Source organism: Paenibacillus phocaeensis (genome assembly GCF_900021165.1).
In the GTDB taxonomy this organism is placed as follows: Bacteria; Bacillota; Bacilli; order Paenibacillales; family Paenibacillaceae; genus Fontibacillus; species Fontibacillus phocaensis.
This window is the reverse complement of the sequence record NZ_FCOQ01000011.1, coordinates 1-22,257: the sequence shown is the minus strand read 5'-3', so window position 1 is coordinate 22,257 and position 22,257 is coordinate 1. Positions and strand designations below refer to the sequence as shown.

Annotated in this window: 18 protein-coding genes; 17 read left to right on the top strand and 1 reads right to left on the bottom strand. The window is 54.3% G+C overall.

What is annotated here, in order from left to right:
- Positions 1-745 precede the first annotated feature (745 nt).
- The 11 genes from BN3795_RS05560 (at position 746) to pssA (ending at position 13,938) form a co-directional block, all read left to right on the top strand.
- A complete protein-coding gene (locus BN3795_RS05560; RefSeq protein WP_068783722.1) occupies positions 746-1,204 on the top strand; it encodes a CtsR family transcriptional regulator in 459 nt (152 codons plus the stop codon).
- Between the two features lie 65 nt (positions 1,205-1,269).
- Positions 1,270-1,794, top strand: coding sequence for a UvrB/UvrC motif-containing protein (locus tag BN3795_RS05555; RefSeq protein ID WP_068783721.1), 525 nt, complete (start codon positions 1,270-1,272; stop codon positions 1,792-1,794).
- Between the two features lie 12 nt (positions 1,795-1,806).
- Positions 1,807-2,865, top strand: coding sequence for a protein arginine kinase (locus BN3795_RS05550; RefSeq protein ID WP_068783720.1), 1,059 nt, complete (start codon positions 1,807-1,809; stop codon positions 2,863-2,865).
- Positions 2,866-2,896: 31 nt separating this feature from the next.
- Positions 2,897-5,362, top strand: coding sequence for an ATP-dependent protease ATP-binding subunit ClpC (clpC, locus tag BN3795_RS05545; RefSeq protein ID WP_068783719.1), 2,466 nt, complete (start codon positions 2,897-2,899; stop codon positions 5,360-5,362).
- Positions 5,363-5,490: 128 nt separating this feature from the next.
- On the top strand, positions 5,491-6,189 hold the full coding sequence (locus tag BN3795_RS05540; RefSeq protein WP_408635007.1) for a response regulator: 699 nt from the start codon (positions 5,491-5,493) through the stop codon (positions 6,187-6,189).
- Positions 6,190-7,437: a sensor histidine kinase gene (locus BN3795_RS05535; RefSeq protein WP_068783717.1), complete on the top strand. Its 1,248-nt coding sequence runs from the start codon at positions 6,190-6,192 to the stop codon at positions 7,435-7,437.
- Positions 7,438-7,823: 386 nt separating this feature from the next.
- Positions 7,824-9,233, top strand: a complete 1,410-nt coding sequence (locus BN3795_RS05530) for an MBOAT family O-acyltransferase (protein WP_068783716.1) — start codon at positions 7,824-7,826, stop codon at positions 9,231-9,233.
- Between the two features lie 15 nt (positions 9,234-9,248).
- Positions 9,249-10,472: a DHHW family protein gene (locus BN3795_RS05525; RefSeq protein ID WP_068783715.1), complete on the top strand. Its 1,224-nt coding sequence runs from the start codon at positions 9,249-9,251 to the stop codon at positions 10,470-10,472.
- Between the two features lie 226 nt (positions 10,473-10,698).
- A complete protein-coding gene (gene radA, locus BN3795_RS05520) occupies positions 10,699-12,066 on the top strand; it encodes a DNA repair protein RadA (protein ID WP_068783714.1) in 1,368 nt (455 codons plus the stop codon).
- A gap of 13 nt (positions 12,067-12,079) precedes the next feature.
- The gene (gene disA / locus BN3795_RS05515; protein ID WP_068783731.1) at positions 12,080-13,156 is read left to right on the top strand and encodes a DNA integrity scanning diadenylate cyclase DisA; all 1,077 of its coding nucleotides are present in this window, start codon (positions 12,080-12,082) and stop codon (positions 13,154-13,156) included.
- A gap of 50 nt (positions 13,157-13,206) precedes the next feature.
- Positions 13,207-13,938, top strand: a complete 732-nt coding sequence (gene pssA / locus BN3795_RS05510; RefSeq protein ID WP_068783713.1) for a CDP-diacylglycerol--serine O-phosphatidyltransferase — start codon at positions 13,207-13,209, stop codon at positions 13,936-13,938.
- 121 nt (positions 13,939-14,059) lie between these two features.
- Here the strand turns inward: pssA and BN3795_RS05505 are convergent, their stop codons facing one another.
- Positions 14,060-14,455: a nucleoside triphosphate pyrophosphohydrolase family protein gene (locus tag BN3795_RS05505; protein WP_068783712.1), complete on the bottom strand. Its 396-nt coding sequence runs from the start codon at positions 14,453-14,455 to the stop codon at positions 14,060-14,062.
- A 204-nt stretch (positions 14,456-14,659) separates the two neighbouring features.
- Between BN3795_RS05505 and BN3795_RS05500 the strand changes: the two genes are divergently transcribed.
- The 6 genes from BN3795_RS05500 (at position 14,660) to cysS (ending at position 22,221) form a co-directional block, all read left to right on the top strand.
- Entirely contained in the window at positions 14,660-15,748 is a 1,089-nt protein-coding gene (locus tag BN3795_RS05500) for a PIN/TRAM domain-containing protein (RefSeq protein WP_068783711.1), read from the top strand.
- A 77-nt stretch (positions 15,749-15,825) separates the two neighbouring features.
- On the top strand, positions 15,826-16,533 hold the full coding sequence (ispD, locus tag BN3795_RS05495) for a 2-C-methyl-D-erythritol 4-phosphate cytidylyltransferase (RefSeq protein WP_068783730.1): 708 nt from the start codon (positions 15,826-15,828) through the stop codon (positions 16,531-16,533).
- A 451-nt stretch (positions 16,534-16,984) separates the two neighbouring features.
- Entirely contained in the window at positions 16,985-17,473 is a 489-nt protein-coding gene (gene ispF / locus BN3795_RS05490; RefSeq protein WP_068783710.1) for a 2-C-methyl-D-erythritol 2,4-cyclodiphosphate synthase, read from the top strand.
- A 65-nt stretch (positions 17,474-17,538) separates the two neighbouring features.
- Entirely contained in the window at positions 17,539-18,999 is a 1,461-nt protein-coding gene (gltX, locus tag BN3795_RS05485) for a glutamate--tRNA ligase (protein WP_068783709.1), read from the top strand.
- A 633-nt stretch (positions 19,000-19,632) separates the two neighbouring features.
- Positions 19,633-20,292, top strand: a complete 660-nt coding sequence (gene cysE, locus BN3795_RS05480) for a serine O-acetyltransferase (protein ID WP_068783708.1) — start codon at positions 19,633-19,635, stop codon at positions 20,290-20,292.
- A 516-nt stretch (positions 20,293-20,808) separates the two neighbouring features.
- Positions 20,809-22,221 carry a cysteine--tRNA ligase gene (gene cysS / locus BN3795_RS05475; protein ID WP_068783707.1) on the top strand — a complete coding sequence of 471 codons (1,413 nt, stop codon included), beginning with the start codon at positions 20,809-20,811 and terminating at the stop codon, positions 22,219-22,221.
- Positions 22,222-22,257 lie beyond the last annotated feature (36 nt).

Genomic DNA, 22,257 nt, shown 5'->3' with positions numbered 1-22,257 from the left:
AACTATTGGGCCTGATTTGCCGGAATCGTGTGAAATAACTGCACTCCTGCAACTATTCGCAAGTAAAGAAAGCACTGCGGTGATTTTATGGCATTTAATGCAAAAGTGCTTTTGATTCGGAGGCGAATCCGGAAGGAGGCTTTTGCAATTCGTGTGCACCGTTGCCATCCACTCCTTCCAACAGGAAGTTACTTTATTTCTTCGCCGTGGGGCACCAACCGGACGATTTCCTCATACGCTTAACCACGAATATTTATCACCTTCCCCGCCGACACTGAAACAGTAAAGGCCTCCCCTTGGCAAATCATTAAATTATGGTATAATGTTAATAAAGTCAAAGAAAGTCAAAGTCAACACAGAGGCGATGTTCGCTCCCTTTGACGGTAGACGGTATTTGACCGGCTATACGCAATACCAGCAACATAGCAGTATTGCAGCACAAAGCACGCAGTGCGCATACTCAGCACGAAGTGTGCAATATGCAGTACGCACGCAGCACGCAGCACAAAGTACACAGTGCGCAATACGCAATACCACGCAGTACCTGGTACTGCACAACAGGTAACACGTAGTACCAACATTGCACCAACACGCAACACGCACTGCGTAACAGCAACACGCAGTACCTGGTATTACGCAACAGGGAACACCCAGCAACACCCAGCACCAACGCGCAACATCGGCAACACCTAGCTACAGCACAACCGCAACATGAGATTCACGTGTGGAATATGGAGGATGAGTGATGCGTAATATCTCAGATATCATCGAAAAATATCTCAAGAGTATTTTGCATGAAAGTCCTGAGGGGATTGTAGAGATTCAGCGTAACGAACTTGCCGACCAATTTTCCTGCGTGCCGTCGCAAATTAATTATGTCATCAGCACCCGTTTTACTCTGGAGAAAGGGTACCTGGTCGAAAGCAAGCGCGGCGGCGGCGGTTACGTTCGGATTCGGCGCATTCAGCTGCCGGGACCAACGTCGCTGCATACGCATTTGCATGAAACGATCGGGGATGAGATCGGGCAATCCGCAGCGGAGGGTTTGATTTACCGCCTGGAGGAAGCCCGCTTTCTGACCTCTCGGGAAGCGGCGTTAATGCGCTCGGCGGTATCCCGCGAAGTGCTGGCCATCAAGCTGCCTTATCGCGACCAGATCCGGGCGAGGATGATGAAGGCGATGTTAATCTCATTGTTGAGTTAACCACATGAATCAACACAGGTTTAAGGATCTGCTGTCAAAGTCTATCCCGTAAGGAGGGACGTGCGATGCAATGCCAAGAATGCGGCAAACGCCCAGCGACCTTGCATTTTACGAAGATCGTAAATGGCGAGAAGACGGAGTTTCACTTCTGTGAGACCTGCGCCAGGGAGAAGGGAGAACTGATTCCCGGCACTTCGGGCGGCTTCTCGATTCACAACCTGCTGTCGGGCTTTCTCGATTTGAGTCCGTCGAACAAAAGTCAAGTTTCCGGGCACAGCACCCCTGAACCGCTGCGCTGCGAAGAATGCGGCATGACGTATTCCCAGTTCAGTAAAATCGGGCGTTTTGGGTGCAGCTCTTGCTACAAATATTTTAACGATCGCTTGGATCCGCTGTTTAAGAAGGTTCACGGCAATACCGTCCACGTCGGGAAAGTCCCGAAACGGACCGGCGGTCACATTCAAGTTAAGCGTAAACTTGAGGATCTTCGCCGCGAGCTGCAGTACCGAATCCTCCAGGAGGAATTTGAGGAGGCAGCGGCGCTGCGGGATCAAATTCGCGAGCTTGAGAAGAACATTTCCGCAGAGTAGGAGGGATGCAGGGTGAGCCATCTCCGTTTTACCGAACAGCCGCTTAGCGAATGGATGAGCCGGGAAGGCAAGGAGTCCGAGATCGTCATGAGCAGCCGGGTGCGGATCGCCCGCAACTTGCGGCATCAACCCTTCCCGATGTTGGCAACCAACACGCAATCGGAAGAGGTACTGGAGCTACTGCAGGAGGTTCTGAGCGACGAAGCGCTTCAGGTTCAAGGCCCGCTGTATCCGATCCTCCTTGCGGACCTGGATGAACTGGATACGCGAGTGCTGGTCGAGAAACATCTGATCAGCCCCAACCTGGCGAATGACTCCCGGAATGGGGCGGCCTTCATCAGCGAAGATGAAAGCCTCAGCATTATGGTGAATGAAGAGGATCACTTACGGATTCAGTGTCTGTATCCGGGGCTTCAGGTCCAGGAGGCTTGGGAAAAAGCGACGGCGATCGACGACATTTTCGAATCGCATGTGGATTATGCATTTGACGATCGTCGCGGTTACCTGACCAGTTGCCCGACGAATGTGGGTACCGGGCTTCGAGCTTCGGTCATGATGCATTTACCGGCTTTGGTGCTGACGCAGCAGATCGGCCGAATCTTATCCGCGGTATCGCAGGTCGGATTGACCGTCCGCGGGATCTATGGCGAAGGCAGCGAAGCGATGGGCAACTTGTTTCAAATCTCAAATCAGATTACACTAGGACAAAGCGAAGCTGAGATCATCGAAAATTTGTACGGCGTGGTTCTGCAGATCATTCAGCACGAGAAGACGGCGAGAGAGAAATTGATCGGAGAATCGCGGCTGCGGATGATGGACCGGGTGATGCGTTCTTACGGCATCTTATCCCAGGCGTACATCATCGATTCGAAGGAAGCCGCTCAGCGGCTGTCCGATGTTCGGCTTGGCGTGGATTTAGGTCTGATCGAAGGCGTGTCGGCGCAGGCGCTGAACGAATTGAACGTGTTGACGCAACCCGGATTTCTGCAGAAGAAATTCAGCGCCAGCATGGCCCCGGGGGAACGGGATATGTACCGCGCCAAACTCATTCGGGAGCGAATGGGGAATTAACAAGAGGATTATTATGGAGGTGTAGGAGAAGATGATGTTTGGAAGATTTACGGAACGTGCCCAGAAAGTACTTGCTTTAGCTCAGGAAGAAGCCGTAAGACTGGGACATAACAATATCGGGACGGAACATGTGCTGCTCGGGCTGATCCGTGAAGGCGAAGGCATTGCCGCCAAGGCGCTGATCGGATTGGGTCTGGGACTCGAGAAAATACAAGACGAAGTGGAAACGCTGATCGGCCGGGGACAAGAGCAGCCGACCAATATCGCTTATACGCCGCGCGCCAAGAAAGTGATTGAGCTGTCCATGGATGAAGCGCGCAAGCTCGGCCATACTTATGTCGGCACGGAGCATATTCTGCTCGGCCTGATTCGGGAAGGGGAAGGCGTAGCGGCTCGCGTGCTGAATAACCTCGGTATCAGCCTGAATAAGGCGCGTCAGCAAGTGCTGCAACTGCTGGGCAGCAGCGAGGCGGTATCCAGCCATCACGGCACCCCGACTAACGTAAATACGCCAACGTTGGACAGCTTGGCCCGCGACTTGACGGCTTCGGCCAAAGAGGGCAATTTGGATCCAGTGATCGGCCGCAGCAAGGAAATCGAACGGGTGATCCAGGTGCTGAGCCGCCGGACGAAGAACAATCCGGTGCTGATCGGGGAACCGGGCGTCGGGAAAACGGCCATCGCCGAAGGTCTCGCTCAAAAAATCATCAACAACGAAATTCCGGAGACCCTGCGCGACAAACGCGTCATGACGCTGGATATGGGCTCTGTTGTGGCCGGTACGAAGTACCGCGGCGAGTTTGAGGACCGTCTGAAAAAAATCATGGACGAAATTCGGCAAGCCGGCAATATCATTCTTTTTATCGACGAGCTGCATACGTTGATCGGCGCTGGCGGTGCGGAGGGCGCTATCGATGCTTCGAACATTTTGAAGCCGGCGCTGGCCCGCGGCGAGCTGCAATGCATCGGTGCAACCACGTTGGACGAATACCGGAAATATATCGAAAAAGATGCGGCGCTGGAACGCCGTTTCCAACCGATCACGGTGGATCAGCCGTCGGTCGACGAAGCGATCCAAATCCTGCATGGGCTGCGTGACCGCTACGAAGCGCATCATCGGGTGAAAATCACCGACGAGGCGATCGAGCAGGCAGTCAAACTGTCCGACCGCTATATTCAAGACCGCTTCCTGCCGGATAAAGCAATTGACCTGATCGACGAAGCGGGGTCGAAAGTAAGGCTCAACTCCTATACAGTACCGCCGAATCTGAAGCAACTGGAAAGTCGTCTGGAGGATATCCGCAAGGAGAAAGACGCTGCGGTTCAAAGCCAGGAATTCGAGAAAGCGGCCGCGCTCCGCGACACGGAACAGAAGATCCGTGAAGAGCTGGACGTAACGAAGAACCAGTGGAGAGAGAAACAAGGACGCACCGATTCCGAGGTGACGCCGGAGGATATCGCTCAGGTAGTAGCCAGCTGGACGGGAATTCCGGTTAACAAGCTGAAGGAAGAAGAAACCGAACGCCTGCTCAATATGGAGCAAATCCTGCATGAGCGCGTAATCGGTCAGGAAGAAGCAGTGAAGGCCGTCAGCCGGGCGATTCGCCGGGCGCGTGCGGGCCTCAAAGATCCGAAGCGTCCGATGGGCTCCTTCATTTTCCTGGGCCCAACCGGGGTAGGTAAAACCGAGCTGGCCCGCGCATTGGCCGAAGCGATGTTTGGCGACGAGAATGCCGTCATCCGCATCGACATGTCCGAGTACATGGAGAAACACTCCACGGCACGTCTGGTTGGCGCGCCTCCAGGATATGTCGGATATGAAGAAGGCGGCCAATTGACCGAGAAAGTTCGCCGGAAGCCGTATTCGGTTGTCCTGCTGGACGAAATCGAGAAGGCGCATCCGGAAGTGTTTAATATCCTGCTACAGGTGCTGGAGGACGGCCGCTTGACCGATTCCAAAGGCCGGGTGGTTGATTTCCGCAACACGCTGATCATCTTGACTTCGAACGTCGGTGCCGAAGCGATCAAACGCAATACGCGTCTGGGCTTCACCGCCGTACAGGATTCCGGCGCAGACTACGACAATATGAAGGGCAAAGTGATGGAAGAGCTGAAGAAGAGCTTCCGTCCCGAATTCCTCAACCGGATCGACGAAATTATCGTCTTCCATTCGCTCGAGGAAGCGCATATCGGTCAAATCGTCTCGCTGATGTCCGAGGAACTTCGGAAACGGCTGCGCGAATACGATGTTGACTTTACGTTGACCGACAAGGCGAAAGCGTTCCTGGCCAAAGAGGGCTACGATCCTGCGTACGGCGCACGTCCGCTGCGCCGGGCGATTCAGAAGCATATCGAAGACCGGCTCTCCGAGGAGTTGCTGACCGGCAACGTGAAGAAAGGCGACTCGCTGACAATCGACGAAGAGAACGGCGCCCTGAAGGTAGAGCGGACGGGAACTTTCATAAGAAAGCCGTCTGTTGAGGTAAATTCAAAGTAAGCTGATTCCGTCATCGCAATCACGGACCTGCAGATCCTTCTGCGGGTCCGTTTTGCGTTTTTACTTGTCTCGGAGGAGATCACGGCTGTTTTGGCGAATAGTAGAAGGAATCAGGGAGGCTGAAGTTGGTGAAAGAAACGATTTTGATCGTAGACGACGAGAAAGAGATCATCAAGCTGATGGAAATTTATTTGAAAAATGAGGGGTATCGATTGCTCGCGGCGGCGGATGGCCTGGAGGCGCTGGATTTGCTGAAGTCGCATTCCGTGGATCTGATCATTCTCGATGTAATGATGCCCCGGCTGGATGGGATCGAAGCCTGCATGCGCATTCGCGAGGAGCGCAACACCCCCATTATCATGTTGTCTGCGAAAAGCCAGGACATCGACAAGATCGCTGGATTAAGCATCGGCGCCGACGATTACGTCACCAAGCCGTTTAATCCGCTGGAACTGCTCGCCCGGGTGAAATCCCAGCTGCGGCGTTATTACCGGTTCTCCAGACAAGCCCCGGCTCCAAGTCTGGATGAAATCGTCATCGACGACCTGGTCATCAATATTGCGATGCATAAGGTGACAGTGGATGACCGGGAAGTGATTTTGAAGCCGCGGGAGTTTGAAGTGCTGAAGTTGCTTGCCCTTCACCGGGGTGTCGTGCTCGGCATGGACAAAATCTATGAGGAAGTCTGGAAAGAACCCTATATGAATTCGAAAAATACCGTCATGGTCCATATCCGTAGGATCCGTGAGAAACTCGAACGGGACCCGCAGAATCCCCGCTTCATCAAAACGGTTTGGGGGATCGGCTATAAAATGGAGGCTAACTAAATGAAACTTCAACGCTTGCTCTCGTTGCGGCTGAAGTTTTTGCTGTTTGCGACAGGCAGCTTGATACTGACTGCCGTATTCTTATATGTTTGCTGGAAAGCGTCGGAATACTTGCTCGGACCGTATATGTCGCCGGTGCTTCTGCCGTTCCGCAATATTTTGAGGGCGGTCGTCAACGGCATAGGTTCTGTTCCCGCCATGGCTATAACCGGATTGATCACCTATGTACTGGTGTATTTCGCACTGACCCGGGGAACCACCAGAGATCTGAAAGAAATGGACGAAGCGCTCGAGGAGATTGCCGCGGGTCGTTTGGACGTTCGTATTCCGGTCCGCACGGCGGATGAACTGGGCGCCATCGCCAAGAAGATGAATCAGATGACCGGCGAATTGAATTCCTCTCTCAGCCAGATTCGCAGCGGCCTGGAGGAAATCGCCGAAGGTCATTTCGACCGGCCGATTCCCGCGCTCGCCGGGGAGCTAGCGAAGGTGGCGGACAGCATCAACAGCATGGCGCAACGACTGAGCCGTTCGATCGAGGAAGAGCGCAACTCCGAAAGGTCCAAGAACGACCTGATCACCGGGGTTTCCCATGACCTGAGGACTCCGCTGACCTCGATTCTTGGTTTTCTCGAGGCCATCGAAGAAGACCGGTATAAAGATGAGACCGAGCTGCGTTACTACGTAAATATCGCCTATGAGAAAGCAAGGGGACTGAAGAAGCTGATCGATGATTTATTCGAGTACACGCGCGTCAATAACGGGCTTCCGCTTCAGGTGTCCGAGCTGGATCTGAGCGGATTTCTCCGGCAGCTTGCCGAAGAGTTCGTTCCTCTCCTTGAGCAAAGCGGCATGACATGCCGGATTACGGCGGGGGAGGAGCCGGTCACGATTCTGGCCGACGGCGATTTGCTTGTCCGCGTCTTCGGAAATTTGCTGGCGAATGCCGTCCAGTACGGGGCAAAGGGAAAATACGTCGACATTTCCATTACCCGAGAGGGGGAATGGGCGGTGGTCCGGTTTACGAACTACGGTGATGAAATCCCTCATAGCAGCCTCCCTCACCTGTTTGAACGATTTTACCGCATCGAGGGTTCCCGTTCGAAAGAAACGGGAGGCACCGGTTTGGGGCTTGCTATCGCCAAAAGCATTGTCGATGTTCATGGGGGGCACATATCGGCCGCCAGCAACCGCCAGCGTACCGTGTTTGAAACGCGTTTTCGGTTGGCCGAACGCTTCTTACCATGATTATCCCGTTTGATCCGGTCACAAGGGAGGAGCTCCAGCTCCTCTCCTCCAGTCTTTATGATCCCCCAGTTCTACTCTTCTGTTCTTCTCTTCTGCTTCTGCCTCTTCGTTTCTTCCTTCCGTCTTAAGCGGGCGCAGTCGGTGTTGCGATGGGTTCTTCCGGTGCGCCTGCAACACTTCTTATAAGGCAAGATATTGTCTCGTTCATGTTCGCCACTCCTGTCTTCGTCTTCTGACCGAAAGGGATAAAGGTGCAAAAGGAGCTGCGGAAACAATAATTGATAAGCAAACGATAAGAACTTGTTAAGCTTTGCTGTACGAATTGTTCACTTTCCTTTCCTATACTTCTCTTCGGACGCCTAAATCGAGAGAGGAGTTAAGAGAAAGTGGTCTTTTCAAGTCTGATTTTTCTGTATCTGTTTCTGCCCGTTTTGCTGATCATTTATTTCATGTCCCCGAATCCGACCTATCGGATCTGGGTGTTAATTGGTTTCTCATACGTTTTTTATGCCTGGGGCGAGCCGGTTTGGGTCCTTTTACTGTTGCTGGCCTCCCTGCTGGGATATGTTTTTGCTTTAGGCATCGAGCGGTACAGGGGGACAGGGACTGCGAAATTCCTGTATATCGCTGCGGTTGTCCTCAATATCGCACTGCTGGGATTTTTCAAATATGCCGGATTTCTTGTCGAGAATATCAACGCGTTCTTGCCGATCAACCTGCCGGTCCCGGATGTGAAGCTCCCGATCGGAATTTCCTTTTTTACCTTTGAACTGATTTGTTATTTGACGGATGTCCATCAAGGAAAGATTCAAGCCCCGCGATCGCCGAGAAAAGTGCTGCTTTACGTTTCCTTCTTTCCGCATTTGGTGGCCGGGCCCATCATCCGCTACACGGATATCGAGCGGCAGATTGAGCGTCCGCGGGTCACGTTGTCCGGGTTTAGCGAAGGGGTTACGCGGTTTGTACTGGGACTCGGCAAAAAAGTGCTGCTGGCCAACATGCTGGGGGAAACCGCGCCCCAATTGCTGAATCCCGGTGCGGAGACCACCTCCGTCCTGGGCCTTTGGTTCGGTATCACGCTGTTCGCGCTGCAGATTTATTTCGATTTCTCCGGCTACTCGGACATGGCCATCGGTTTAGGCAAGATGCTTGGCTTCGACTTGCGGGAAAACTTCAACTACCCCTACATATCCAAGTCCATGGGTGAATTCTGGCGGCGTTGGAACATGTCGCTGGGCGGGTTCTTCCGGGATTATGTCTATATTCCGCTGGGCGGCAACCAAAGACATTATTTGCGGAATCTGTTCGCCGTCTGGTTCCTGACCGGGATCTGGCATGGCGCGAGCTGGAATTTCGTCATTTGGGGGCTTTATTGCGGCGCTTTGATTTTTATCGAACGGCAGTTCCTGGGACGGTGGCTCGGCAAACTCCCCGGGATCGTGAGCCACGCGTATGCGGTCTTGGCGATATTGATCGGCTGGGTCTGGTTCTACTTTCTCGATCTTTCCGAGGCGATTCAGGCATTGAAGACGATGTTCGGAGGGTATTCTGCGGATTTCGCCAACCTGAGGCTGATGGTGATTTTCCAGGATCATCTGCTCCTGTACATCGCGGCGATCCTGCTGTCCACGCCGCTCGTCAAACATTCGCTCCGGTTCGCGGCGAAGAAGCTTCCGCGATTCGGCAACGGGCTGGCCTTCTTCGGAACTCAGGCGCTAAATGCGGCGATTCTGGTTGCCGCTACGATGATGCTGGTCGGAAGCTCCTATAATCCCTTTCTGTATTACCGGTTTTGACGAGGAGGATCGAATATGAAATGGCAATTCAAACTTAACGTGTTTCTTTTTCTGCTGCTGATTTTCGGATTCGGTCTGGTCAACGCGCTCAGCTATTCGTCCCGGAACATGTCTTCGCTCGAACAGCGGAAGCTTGCGGCAAAGCCCGACTTTTCCCTGGAAAGTTTGTTTTCGGGAGAGTTTACGCGGGGGACCGAAGCTTTTTTTGCGGATCATTTCGCCTACCGGGAGAAGATGGTTCAATTTGGAGCTCTCGTGAAAGAGTTGAAGGGACTGTGCGGCATCGCCCATGCTTCGATCATTCAGCAGGGAAGCGACAATACGGCACAAAAGTTGGGGGCCGCTGCGGCCGCCAGCCCGGCGACGCAATATTTGATCTACAAAGACCGGGCCTACACGCTCTTCAACTACTCCGCGCCATCGGCGGAGGCGTACGCTGCTGCCCTGAACGGGTTCAAGGCGGCGGTTGACCCGGGGGTCGGCGTATACTCGATGCTTGTCCCCACGGCGGCGGAGTTTATGGAGCGGAAATACCGGGAATTATCCGATTCGCAAAAAATCGCCTTCGACCATATTAACGCCCGGCTTAACGCGGAGATCGGCCAAATCGATGCCTACGGAGCGATGGAGCGGCATGCCGCCGAGGCGATCTATTTTCGAACCGACCACCATTGGACCGCTTTGGGCGCCTATTATGCTTATACCGAACTGATGAAAGCGCTGGGAGAGGAAGCCGTACCGTTAAGCGCTTATTCCACGGGGGAAATTGAAGGCTTCTTGGGCACAGCCTATAAAGCCACTTTGAATTTCCGGCTTAAGAAGCACCCGGATACGATCACTTATTATCAGCCGACCGCGAACTATACATATACCCGTTATTTGAAGACGGGCAAGCCGGTTGCGGGCGAGGTCGTTAATCCCGATTACGCTCAAGTGACCAATGGCTTCTACGCCGTGTTTCTCGGCGGCGATTTCCCATGGGGGGAGATCGAGACGGGCGTGCGGAACGGCAAACGGATTGCGGTCGTTAAGGATTCCTACGGGAATGCTCTGATCCCCTTTTTGCTTCCGCATTTTGAAACGGTTTATTACGTAGATCCCCGATCTTACAGCGGCAGCCTGATCGACTTCGTGCGGGAACATCAGGTGACCGATGTCCTGTTCCTGAACAATTCGACGGTGGCGCGTACCCCCGGGATGGCGGGGCTCATTAATGGGCTGGTCGAGAAAGCGAAATAAATATCTTGGAAAATACTACAAATCCGTAACGATTAAGCCGATGAAATAAGTAAAAGGCAGCTTTCCAAAGCGATCTTTGGGAGCTGCTTTTTTTATCCCGCCTTCCTGGCGGCCGTCCTCGGAGAACTTTCGATCTAAGCGAAAGGGTGGTAAAATTTTAGTAACCATAACGAATACGGTGTCTGCTAGGGCTGTCAAATATTGCAGAGGCGAGAAGGAGAGATAAATGGTTAAAGTAAAACATAAGTTTTTTTGCTCCGAATGCGGTTATGAATCGCCCAAATGGTACGGAAAATGCCCGGGGTGCGGCGCTTGGAACTCGATGGTGGAGGAAGTGGAGAAAACCGTCAAAACGCAGGGGATGAACTCCGGGATATTTCATGCGAAAGAAAAGCCGCAATCGATCATAAATATAGAGAGCGGCAAAGAACCGCGAATTCAGACGGGCATCGGGGAATTAAACCGGGTGCTTGGCGGCGGGGTTGTACCGGGCTCGCTGGTGCTGGTCGGAGGCGACCCCGGGATCGGCAAATCGACCCTGCTGCTGCAAACGTCGCATGAAATGGCTCGCAGCGGCCTGAGAGTATTGTATATCTCGGGGGAGGAATCCGTACGTCAGACGAAGCTGAGAGCGGAGCGACTCGGGACTTTGTCGCCGGAATTGTTTGTCTTATGTGAGAGCAGCATGGACGGAATTGAAGAAGCGATCGAAGACGTAAAGCCCGATTTTCTGGTCATCGATTCGATTCAAACGGTGTATTTACCCGAAGTCACCAGCGCCCCCGGCAGCGTCTCCCAGGTGCGGGAATGCACGGCCCGGTTTATGCGAATTGCCAAGGGGCAAGGCATCGCTACGGTTCTGGTCGGCCACGTCACCAAGGAAGGGGCCATTGCCGGACCACGGATGCTGGAGCATATGGTGGATTGCGTGTTGTACTTCGAGGGAGAACGACATCATACCTATCGGCTGCTTCGGGCCGTGAAGAACCGCTTCGGTTCGACCAACGAAATCGGGATTTTTGAAATGAATGAATCCGGTCTGGCGGAGGTAGCGAATCCGTCGGAGCTGTTTCTATCCGAACGACCGCTTGGCGTAGCGGGTTCGACCGTCGTCGCGAGCATGGAGGGAACGCGCCCGATGCTGGTGGAGCTGCAAGCCCTGATTGCGGCGACCCATTTCCCCTCGCCGAGACGGATGGCAACCGGTGTGGACTATCAGCGGATGAATCTGATTCTTGCGGTGCTGGAGAAGCGAATGGGGATGTTCCTGCAAAATCAGGACGCTTACGTCAACCTGGCCGGCGGGGTGAAGCTGGACGAACCGGCCGTCGATCTGGCGATTGCGGTCAGCGTCGCCTCCAGCTTCCGCGACTTGCCGACGAAGCCGTACGACGTCTTCTTCGGGGAGGTGGGCTTGACCGGCGAAGTGCGGGCGGTCTCCCGCGCGGAGCAGCGCGTGAAGGAAGCGGCCAAGCTAGGCTTTAAACGGGTGATTTTGCCGGAGAAAAGCTTGAAAGGGTGGAAAGGACCGCAAGGGATTCAACTCATAGGCGTAAATACCGTTGCAGATGCGCTAGCTGTTGCGTTAGATTAGGGGGCATTGAATGATGAAGGAAACTACCCAAGCAGAAAAAATGAATGATTTGCTGAGGCTTGTTGCACCGGGAACGGCGTTTCGCGACGGTCTCGAGAACGTGCTGCGGGCCAAGACCGGAGGCCTGATTGTCGTCGGTTATAGCCCGGAGGTGATGGAGGTCGTCGAGGGGGGCTTCTCCATCAACTGTGATTTCTCCCCGAACTATCTCTATGAGCTGGCCAAAATGGATGGAGCGATCATCCTCAGCGAGGATCTGAAGCGGATTTTGTATGCGAATACCCAACTCATCCCCGATTCCTCGATCGCATCCTCGGAGACGGGCATTCGGCATCGTACCGCCGAGCGGGTGGCCAAACAGACCGGCAAGCTGGTCGTTTCCATCTCCCAGCGCCGGAATATCATCACGTTGTACCAAGGGGGCTTGCGGTACGCCCTGAAGGAAATCGGCGTCATTCTGACCAAGGCGAATCAGGCGATTCAGACCCTGGAGAAATACCGGTCCGTGCTGAACCAAGCTTTAACTAATTTGACGGCCTCCGAATTTGAAGAACTCGTCTCCTTGCCTGAGGTCATCAATGTGATTCAGCGGGTGGAAATGGTGATCCGGATCAAGATGGAGATCAAACGGTTCATCAACGAGCTGGGGACGGAGGGACGGCTGATCAGCATGCAGATGGAGGAACTGGTCAGCAATATGGAAGAGGAAGCCTGGCTGCTGTATAAAGATTATGCCAAGGAAGATCAGGACGAGGCAATTCGCGAGATTATCCTGGGGCTTAAACGCTCCACCGATGACGAGCTTCTGGATGACAACCACATTACGAAGCTCCTGGGGTACCCTTCTTCGGCCGCAACTTCAGAGGAACTGATCTCGCCGCGCGGGTATCGCGTATTGAACAAGATTCCTCGTTTGCCGAACGTCATCATCCACAACCTGGTGGAACGGTTCGAATGCTTGCCCAACGTGATGATGGCCAGCATCGAGGAGCTGGATGAGGTCGACGGAATCGGCGAGGTGCGCGCCCGCTCCATCAAAGAAGGGCTCAAGCGTCTACAGGAACAGGTATTCATTGACAGACAAATTTAAATCACCTATCATCAATGAATGGTTCAGGAATATCTACTCGAGGTGAAGAGATGATTACGAAATCGATTCCGAACCTGTTTACGTTAGGAAACATGGTTCTCGGAATGCTGGCCATCCTGCTGGCCATGGAAGGCCGCTTCAGCTTGGCTGCCATTATGGTAATTGTCGCTATGTTGCTTGATGGTTTGGATGGACGGGTCGCCCGTGCACTGAACGCTCAAAGCGAGTTCGGCAAAGAGCTCGATTCGTTATCCGATCTGATTTCATTTGGTATGGCTCCGGCACTGATTATGTACTTGATCTCCTTTCACAGCATTCCTTCCGGTGTGGCTTGGGCCGTGACCCTCATTTTCCCGATGTGCGGTGCGCTGCGGCTGGCCCGGTTTAATGTTCAGAAGAGTACGCCGGGTTACTTCATCGGCTTGCCGATTCCGGCTGCAGGCGGGGTGCTGGCGACGTTGTCGCTGTTTTACCGAGAAATTTCGGCACCGTATTTCCTTGTATCCATGTTGCTGTTGTCCTATTTGATGATCAGCACGGTTCGATACCCGAATTTCAAGAAAATCGGCCTGCCCAAGAAAGCGATCGCTTACACGCCGCTTGTGGTGATCTTTGCGGTGGTCATCGCCGTTGTGTTCCCGGATCAAATGGCGAAGCTGATTTTTATCCCCTTGGTGATTTATGCAGCATACGGGCTACGGCAGAATATCAACCGGCTGCTGCGCCGCAAACCCCAGGATGACGACGATGCGGAACAGGAAATGTATCGTCCGAAGCGCTAAAGACCGATAAGTTCAATACAATACGAAAAAGGCATGGATCTCCCGCGGGCGGAAAGGATCGATGCCTTTTTGACTTTCTTCGGGTATGCAGGTTCCAGAAGCATCCATACGATAGTACGGCCTACGATAAGTTGAATAACCCCAAAGTGGCGCATTTTTGCGACTCACGCTCCACGATCTCCTCCATGTTGATCCCCAGCAAATTGCAGAGGGCGGACATATAGAAAAGGTTACGTCCAAGCTCATTCGTAATCGCATCCCGGCAATTCTCACACAGTTCGCCATGAACATGCTTGGCGATCGTCTCCTTGGCCTGTTGCAAATCCATGCCCGGCTCGAAGTCCTGTTTGGTGGCGTGCAGTTCGATGCAACCGCATTCGGTTACGGATTTAGTCACGGAACGGACGGCAGCGGCGTTGGTTTGTCCCATCTTAGACATGACGTCCAACAGGCTGCGGTGACGGAGCAACAGTTCAGAAACTTGTTCTTGAAAAGACTGTAAGCTTGGTGCGCTCATTTTCCATCCACCTCAATATTATGAATTGAATTCATTATATTCCACCTTTTCCTCCGAGATCAACCTGAAATCCCATAACCAGGGGGCGTATTCAAATTGTATTTGGTTATTTTCTGGTAAAAAAAAGTGGGGGCAAGGATTATGCGTCTGGAAATTGGATCATACTGGCTAATGAAGATACTTATCTAGGAGGTGAAGAGAGACGTGCTGAAAAAATACTTGATGATTCTGGCTGGTTTATGCGGAGCATGGTTCGGTTATACGACCGGCGGCGTGGCCGGTGTATTGCCGGGGGCTGCCAGTGACTGGTTTCGCGAAATGAACCCGATCGCGGCGAATTTAATCTGGGCTGCGGCCGGTGCGCTCCTGTTCTTGTTCCTGTTCTCCTTGGCAGCAGACGTCGTTTCTTCCAGAGTAAAAACGTGGATCGCCGCTTTGACGCGGATCCCGATGAATGAGATGGCTGCCGGTGCGGCCGGTTTGACTGCGGGACTTCTACTTTCTTTAACCGTCTACCCCCTGCTGTCCTGGCTCGGCACGCTGGAGAGCATGGCGCAATTCGCGGTATCGGCGCTGTTCGGCTACATCGGGCTGTACGTTGGGTTAGCCAAGAAGGAAGAGCTGTCCTCGCTTTGGAAATCAGGCAAATGGGGAGCTTCCGTAGCGGAAGAGGAGCGTTGGGCCGAGGAACACAAAATTTTGGACACCAGCGTCATCATCGACGGACGGATTGCCGACATCTGCAAAACCGGCTTTATTGAAGGAACGATCGTCATCCCGGAATTCGTGCTGGAGGAGCTCCAGCATATTGCTGATTCTTCGGATCTGCTCAAGCGCAATCGCGGGCGGCGGGGGCTGGATATTTTGAACAAAATCCAGAAAGAGCTGGACGTGAAGGTCATGATCTATGAAGGGGATTTCGAGGAAATCTCCGAGGTGGACAGCAAGTTGGTTAAACTGGCGAAGGTTCTGCAGGGGAAAGTCGTGACCAACGACTTCAATCTGAACAAGGTATGCGAGCTGCAAGGCGTGTCCGTGCTGAACATCAACGATTTGGCCAATGCGGTCAAGCCGGTTGTGCTGCCCGGCGAGGAAATTATGGTCCAGGTGATCAAGGACGGCAAGGAGCATGGTCAAGGCGTTGCTTACCTGGATGACGGGACGATGATCGTCGTGGAAGGGGGGCGCGACTACATTGGCACCATCACGGAGGTGCTGGTAACCAGCGTGCTGCAGACTTCGGCGGGACGAATGATTTTTGCCAAGCCAAAACTGTTGGAAAAAGCCCAGTAATTCGGTATGATGGGATTAACTGCGCTGCGCGGGCCGCAGCGCTTGTTGAATTCCGGGTAAGGGTGAGGCAGATCATGATGGGGTTGCATGCTGACGGCGATACAGGGGTCATTGTGGTGGCGGCGGGTCGCGGTACTCGGATGGGGACGGTAGAAAGCAAGCAGTACCTGCTGCTGGGCGGTAAGCCGATCTTCATCCATACGCTGGAGGCATTTAGGCGTCATCCATGGATCAAGCAAATCGTGCTGGTCACCGGGGAACACGATGTGGACCGGTGCCGGTCATGGATTGCCGAATACGGCATGGACGAGCAAATACAAGTTATTCCGGGCGGGGCTGAGCGTCAGCACTCGGTACGCCAAGGTCTGCTGCATCTTAGCACGCCTTGGGTACTGGTGCATGACGGCGTCCGCCCTTTTGTCACGAGGGAGCAGATTACGGCTTGCTGCGAAGCGGTCAGAACCCATGGCGCCGCCGTGCTGGCCGTGCCGGTGAAGGATACGATCAAGCAGGCGGATGCGCAGGGATTTGTCGCGGCTACGCCGGATCGTCGCAGTCTGTGGGCGATCCAGACGCCGCAGGCTTTTCGGCGCGACGACCTGCTGGCAGCCCATGAGCGGGCTGCGGCGGAGGGCTTCGTCGGCACCGACGACGCGATGCTGGTCGAACGGCTGGGCCTCCCCGTCAAGCTGGTGGAAGGGGCCTACGACAATATCAAAATCACGACGCCGGAGGATCTGGATTATGCGGAGTTTGTTCGGGGGAGGAAGCAGCGGAGCGACTGACTGAATTCAAGATTCGATGTCGATTCCACCTCCTCGAAATGCTTCGTGATTTTAAAAGAGAGTCAGGTTTTAAGCACCGAGAAGGTTGGATGAAGGAGGGAGTGAGTAGCGGAGCGTAGGTAAGCCTACGTGAGCAACTCAAATGTTTCCGCAGGAAACATACTTCGGAAGCATATGCTTCGACTGACTGAATTCAAGATTCGATGCCGATTCCACCTCCTCGAAATGCTTCGTGATTTTAAAAGAGAGTCAGGTTTTAAGCACCGAGAAGGTTGGATGAAGGAGGGAGTGAGTAGCGGAGCGTAGGTAAACCTACGTGAGCAACTCAAATGTTTCCGCAGGAAACATACTTCGGAAGCATATGCTTCGACTGACTGAATTCAAGATTCGATGTCGAATTATCTTCCTGGAGCTGCTTCGTGATTAAAAGATGACTGGGGGAGGATAGAGGATGTTTAGAGTAGGACAAGGCTTCGACGTGCATCAGCTCGTCGAGGGCAGGCCATGTATCATCGGCGGGGTGCACATTCCCTATGAAAAAGGATTATTAGGGCACTCGGACGCCGACGTGCTCTTGCATACGATTAGCGATGCGATATTGGGCGCACTGGGGCTCGGGGATATCGGGCGTCATTTTCCGGATACGGATCCGGCGTACAAAGATGCAGACAGCGTTGTTCTCCTGCAGCGGGTCTGGGACATGGCGGTTGCCAAAGGGTACCGGCTCGGCAACCTGGACGCAACGATCATCGCGCAGAAGCCGAAGATGGCGCCTTACATCCCGCAAATGGTAGAAGTAATCGCCCGTACACTGGGGACGGAACCGGAGCTCGTTAACGTGAAAGCCACAACCACGGAGCAGCTAGGGTTTACCGGACGCGGCGAAGGGATTGCGGCACAATGCATTGTCTGTCTAGTCCAGAATGTGCTATCATCATAAACTTGTAGAGGTTGTTAAAAAGGCGGTTTTGACGGCATCGTCTTAAAACTAGGGAGGGGATTGGAATGGCAGAGGTTCGCGTGCGCTATGCGCCGAGTCCGACGGGTCATTTACATATCGGGAACGCCAGAACGGCGTTGTTCAATTATTTGTTCGCCAGACATCACGGGGGAAAATTCATCATCCGCATCGAGGATACGGATGTGAAACGCAACGTGGCCGGCGGTGAGGAAAACCAGCTGACCTACCTCAAGTGGCTGTGTATGGATTGGGACGAAAGCGTGGACGTCGGCGGAAACTATGGGCCGTACCGGCAAACGGAACGCCTCGACTTGTACCGTCCGTTGGTGCAGGATTTGCTGGATCGCGGTTTGGCTTATCGCTGCTATTGTACGGAAGAGGAGCTGGAGAAAGAACGCGAGGAACAGATGGCCCGCGGCGAGACGCCGCGCTACTCCGGAAAATGCCGTCACTTGACGCCGGATCAGCTGGCTGCGTATGACGCGGAGGGCCGGCAATACAGCATCCGTTTCCGCGTGCCGGAAGGACGTACGTTTACGTTTGACGACCTGGTCAAAGGGACGATTTCGTTTGAGTCCGACGTCAGCGGGGATTTTGTGATCGTGAAAAAAGACGGCATCCCGACCTACAACTTCGCGGTCGTCCTGGACGATCATCTGATGAACATCACGCACGTACTGCGCGGAGAGGACCATGTGTCCAACACGCCGCGCCAGCTTATGATCTACGATGCGTTTGGCTGGGAGCCGCCGGTGTTTGGCCATATGACGCTGATCGTCGGGGAGAATCACAAGAAGCTGAGCAAACGCGATGAATCGGTCATTCAGTTTATCGAGCAATACGACCAACTCGGCTATTTGCCGGAAGCGATGTTTAACTTTATCGCCCTGCTCGGCTGGTCGCCGGAAGGGGAAGAGGAGATTTTCAGCAAGGACGAGCTGATTTCGATCTTCGACGCAAACCGCTTGTCGCGCAGTCCGGCCGTGTTCGATACGAACAAGCTGGCGCACCTGAACAACCATTACATCAAGAACGCCGATCCGGCGCGGATCGCCTCGCTGGCTATTCCGCATCTGCAGCGGGCCGGCAAACTTCCGGCCGAGCTGTCGCCGGAGCAGCAAGCCTGGGCTGAAGCGCTTGTCGCCTTGTATCAGGAGCAAATGACCGCGGCTTCGGATATCGTCGAACTGTCCGAGCTGTTCTTCCGCAGCGAGCTGTCGCTGGACGAGGAAGGGGCCGCTGTGTTGGCGGAGCCGCAGGTGCCTGGCGTGCTTGCCGCGTTCTTAGGTAAAGTGGAAGGGCTGGCCGAATTCAACGTGGAGAACATCGGCGCCTCGATTAAAGAGGTGCAGAAGGAGACCGGCACCAAAGGGAAAGGCCTGTTCATGCCGATCCGTGTGGCATTGACCGGCCAAATGCATGGCCGCGACTTGAACCAGACGATTTATCTGCTTGGCCGGGATAAAGTCATCGATCGGTTGAAGGCGCGGATCGCTGCTTTGTAGTGCAGGGGCGGCGGACACGGCGGCGATAACCCGTTCGTTCTCGCGATGCGATATTACGCTAACGCTTGCGGATACGCCCCCCATTTGCTCATTTAGCGTCTGTGATCAGCGTTAGAGAGGCGTATTTTTTTCAAGGCCGCCATTGTCAGTACGCTGTCCATTCGGTAATATAGAGGCAAGTAGACCTTTACAACTAGAAGAAAGGCGGCCGGAGCCGCCTTGTTGCCACCGGCATAGATCGGGAGAAGTACGCGATCAGCCGTATCGTCCAGAGAGGATAACCGGGACCCTTCCGTGCGGACCGCGCAAAGAAGCAACCAGGCTGGAAGTTATCCGGATACGCGCTGGCGGAAATGCACCCGGGAGCCGCGGATGCGAATGCGCCTTGAAGAGGTGTTGTAGCTTTCGCCGTATCGTCCGCGTTAAGGATTTGAAGAGGGAGGAGTCGGCCTGGTGCCGAGGCACGGTTGGATATGCGGGTTTTGCATCTTCAGGTCGGGCCGCAAAGGTAGGCAACTCATCCAAAGCAGAGTGGAACCGCGTCGTCAGGCGTCTCTGCAGCGCAAGCTGCAGGGGCGTCTTTTTTCATTAGGTCTATCCGTATGCGATAGGAATAGAAGGTGGGGGAAAACTATGTTCAAGAGAATCCGATCCGATATCCAGGCCGTGTTCGACAACGACCCGGCGGCCCGAAGCTGGTTCGAAGTGATCTTTACCTATTCCGGTCTGCATGCGATTTGGAGCCACCGGATTGCGCACTTTTTCTATCGTCACCGCTGGTATACGGCGGCACGTGCGATTTCGCAGATCAGCCGGTTTTTTACCGGCATCGAAATCCATCCCGGAGCGCGGATTGGCAATCGACTGTTCATTGACCACGGCATGGGCGTCGTGATTGGGGAAACTTGCGAAATCGGGGACGATGTGGTTATCTATCAGGGAGTCACTTTGGGCGGCAGCGGGAAGGAAAAAGGCAAGCGCCACCCGACCGTCGGCAACAATGTCGTCATCGGATCGGGGGCTAAGGTGCTGGGTTCGTTTAAAATCGGAGACCAAGCGAATATTGGGGCGAATTCTGTGGTTCTGAAGGAAGTGCCTGCCGGCAGCACCGTGGTGGGCATCCCGGGCAAGGTGGTCCGCCAGGACGGAAAACGCCTGGACCGCCTCAGCCATCAGTTGCCGGACCCGGTGGTGGACGCGATGCGCGAGATGCAGCGGGAGATCGAACAACTGCGCGGCGAAGTCCTCGAGCTGAAGCAGCAGCAGCGCGAGAAGGAGCCGACCGAGCTGTGATAGAGGTTGCGGCTGAGTTCGGCGCAGGTTTTTTGCGAGTGCGAGAGTGTGATCCTGTGGACTCTAGGCAGGCCGGATGAATTGGCACATCCTGGATCGAGTTTCTGTGAGAGCACGTGGTTCCGGAGTATAACGGAATCCAGAGACGTTATTGCGCTGGAACAGGCCTCGCCTCAACTGTAACGGATAGAGATGACGTTATTTGCCCGAAATCGGCCGAGTTAGCGGGGAATGGAGCTAAATAAGGTTATCTGAGTCCGTTAAACGGGGAAATACTCGGGAAATGTGAGGATAACGTCTCTGAGTTCCGTTAGAGGCTGAGATTCCTGAGAGAGCGAGTAGCGGAGCGTAGGTAAGTCTACGTGAGCAACACAAATGTTTCCGCAGGAAACATACTTCGGAAGCATATGCTTCGACCGACTGAATTCAAGATTCGACGCCGAATCCGCTCCCGGGGAGTTCCCGCGTGATGGGAAGTCGGTTTTGAAAGCTACATTACAAGGAAGGAAAGTGTGTATGGGATTGCAGATTTATAACACATTAACCCGCACCAAGGAAGAGTTCGTCAGCCTTACGCCGGGGAAAGTGAAGATGTATGTTTGCGGACCTACCGTATACGGTTATATTCATATTGGGAACGCGCGGCCGATGATTTTTTTTGACGTGGTGCGCAGTTACCTGGAGAATCAGCAGTATGAAGTGAATTACGTCGTGAACTTTACGGACGTGGACGATAAGCTGATCCGCAAAGCGGAAGAAATGAACCTCACCGTGCCCAAAGTGGCCGAGATGTTCATCCAAGCGTATTACGAGGATTTGGACGGCCTCGGGATTCCGCGTGCCACCGCCAATCCGCGGGTAACGGAGAACATGGAGGTCATCATCGACTTCATCCGCGATCTGGAGCAAAAAGGATTTGCTTACGAAAGCGGCGGGGACGTGTTTTTCCGCACGAACAAATTTCCGGAATACGGCAAATTGTCCGGGCAAAATATCGGCGAGCTGCAATTCGGTATTCGCATCGACGTGGACGACCGCAAGGAAAAACCGGAGGATTTCGTGCTCTGGAAAGCGGCCAAGCCCGGCGAAATCCATTGGAGCAGTCCATGGGGCGAAGGCCGCCCCGGCTGGCATATCGAATGCTCGGCGATGTCCCGGCAACTGCTGGGCGACACGCTGGATATCCACGGCGGGGGACAGGATCTACAGTTCCCGCACCACGAATGCGAAGTAGCGCAATCGGAAGCCGCTACCGGCAAGCCGTTGGCCAACTACTGGATGCATAACGGATATATCAATATCGACGGGGAGAAGATGTCCAAATCCTTAGGCAATGGCGTACTTGTCAAGGATTTGCGCGCATTATATAAACGGGAAGCGATCCGCTACTTCATGCTGTCGACCCATTACCGCAATCCGCTGAACTTCTCGGAGGAAACGATGCAGCAGGCGGAACGCAGCGTGGAGCGGATCAGCAACGCCGCAAACAATCTTCGGCACCGGATCAATGCAGCGCCTGCACCGCAAGGCGGAGAGGCGAAGGTGGCGCCGGAGTGGGCGGAGAAGCTGGAAGCGACCCGCAGTTTGTTCCATGCCAAAATGCAGGACGACTTCAACACTCCGGATGCGATTACGGCGGTGTTCGAATGGGTAAGCGAGGTCAATACGCTGCTGCAGCAGCCGGTCGCCGCCCGCGGAGATCTGGAAGCGGCGCTGCAGCTGTTCGAGGAGATGAACGGCGTGCTGCGTATCGCCTTGCCGCCGGAGACCGAGCTGCCCGGCGAAGAGGTTGAGGCGCTGATCGCGGAGCGGGCTGAAGCGCGGAAGGCCAAGAACTGGGCGCGCGCGGATGAAATCCGCGACCTGCTGGACGCCAAAGGCATCGTGCTGGAAGATACGCCGCAGGGCATGAGATGGCGGCGCAAATGAGCGGGCCGCTTGAACCGGGGGCCGAGCGAGCGGCGG

Excerpts from the sequence above, each read along its gene's own strand:
- BN3795_RS05535 (WP_068783717.1), top strand. The coding sequence starts at position 6,190 with ATGAAACTTCAACGCTTGCTCTCGTTGCGGCTGAAGTTTTTGCTGTTT.
- gltX (WP_068783709.1), top strand. The coding sequence starts at position 17,539 with ATGGCAGAGGTTCGCGTGCGCTATGCGCCGAGTCCGACGGGTCATTTA.
- BN3795_RS05525 (WP_068783715.1), top strand. The coding sequence starts at position 9,249 with ATGAAATGGCAATTCAAACTTAACGTGTTTCTTTTTCTGCTGCTGATT.
- ispF (WP_068783710.1), top strand. The coding sequence starts at position 16,985 with ATGTTTAGAGTAGGACAAGGCTTCGACGTGCATCAGCTCGTCGAGGGC.
- BN3795_RS05505 (WP_068783712.1), bottom strand. The coding sequence starts at position 14,455 with ATGAGCGCACCAAGCTTACAGTCTTTTCAAGAACAAGTTTCTGAACTG.
- pssA (WP_068783713.1), top strand. The coding sequence starts at position 13,207 with ATGATTACGAAATCGATTCCGAACCTGTTTACGTTAGGAAACATGGTT.
- ispD (WP_068783730.1), top strand. The coding sequence starts at position 15,826 with ATGGGGTTGCATGCTGACGGCGATACAGGGGTCATTGTGGTGGCGGCG.
- radA (WP_068783714.1), top strand. The coding sequence starts at position 10,699 with ATGGTTAAAGTAAAACATAAGTTTTTTTGCTCCGAATGCGGTTATGAA.
- clpC (WP_068783719.1), top strand. The coding sequence starts at position 2,897 with ATGATGTTTGGAAGATTTACGGAACGTGCCCAGAAAGTACTTGCTTTA.
- BN3795_RS05560 (WP_068783722.1), top strand. The coding sequence starts at position 746 with ATGCGTAATATCTCAGATATCATCGAAAAATATCTCAAGAGTATTTTG.
- cysS (WP_068783707.1), top strand. The coding sequence starts at position 20,809 with ATGGGATTGCAGATTTATAACACATTAACCCGCACCAAGGAAGAGTTC.
- BN3795_RS05555 (WP_068783721.1), top strand. The coding sequence starts at position 1,270 with ATGCAATGCCAAGAATGCGGCAAACGCCCAGCGACCTTGCATTTTACG.
- disA (WP_068783731.1), top strand. The coding sequence starts at position 12,080 with ATGAAGGAAACTACCCAAGCAGAAAAAATGAATGATTTGCTGAGGCTT.
- cysE (WP_068783708.1), top strand. The coding sequence starts at position 19,633 with ATGTTCAAGAGAATCCGATCCGATATCCAGGCCGTGTTCGACAACGAC.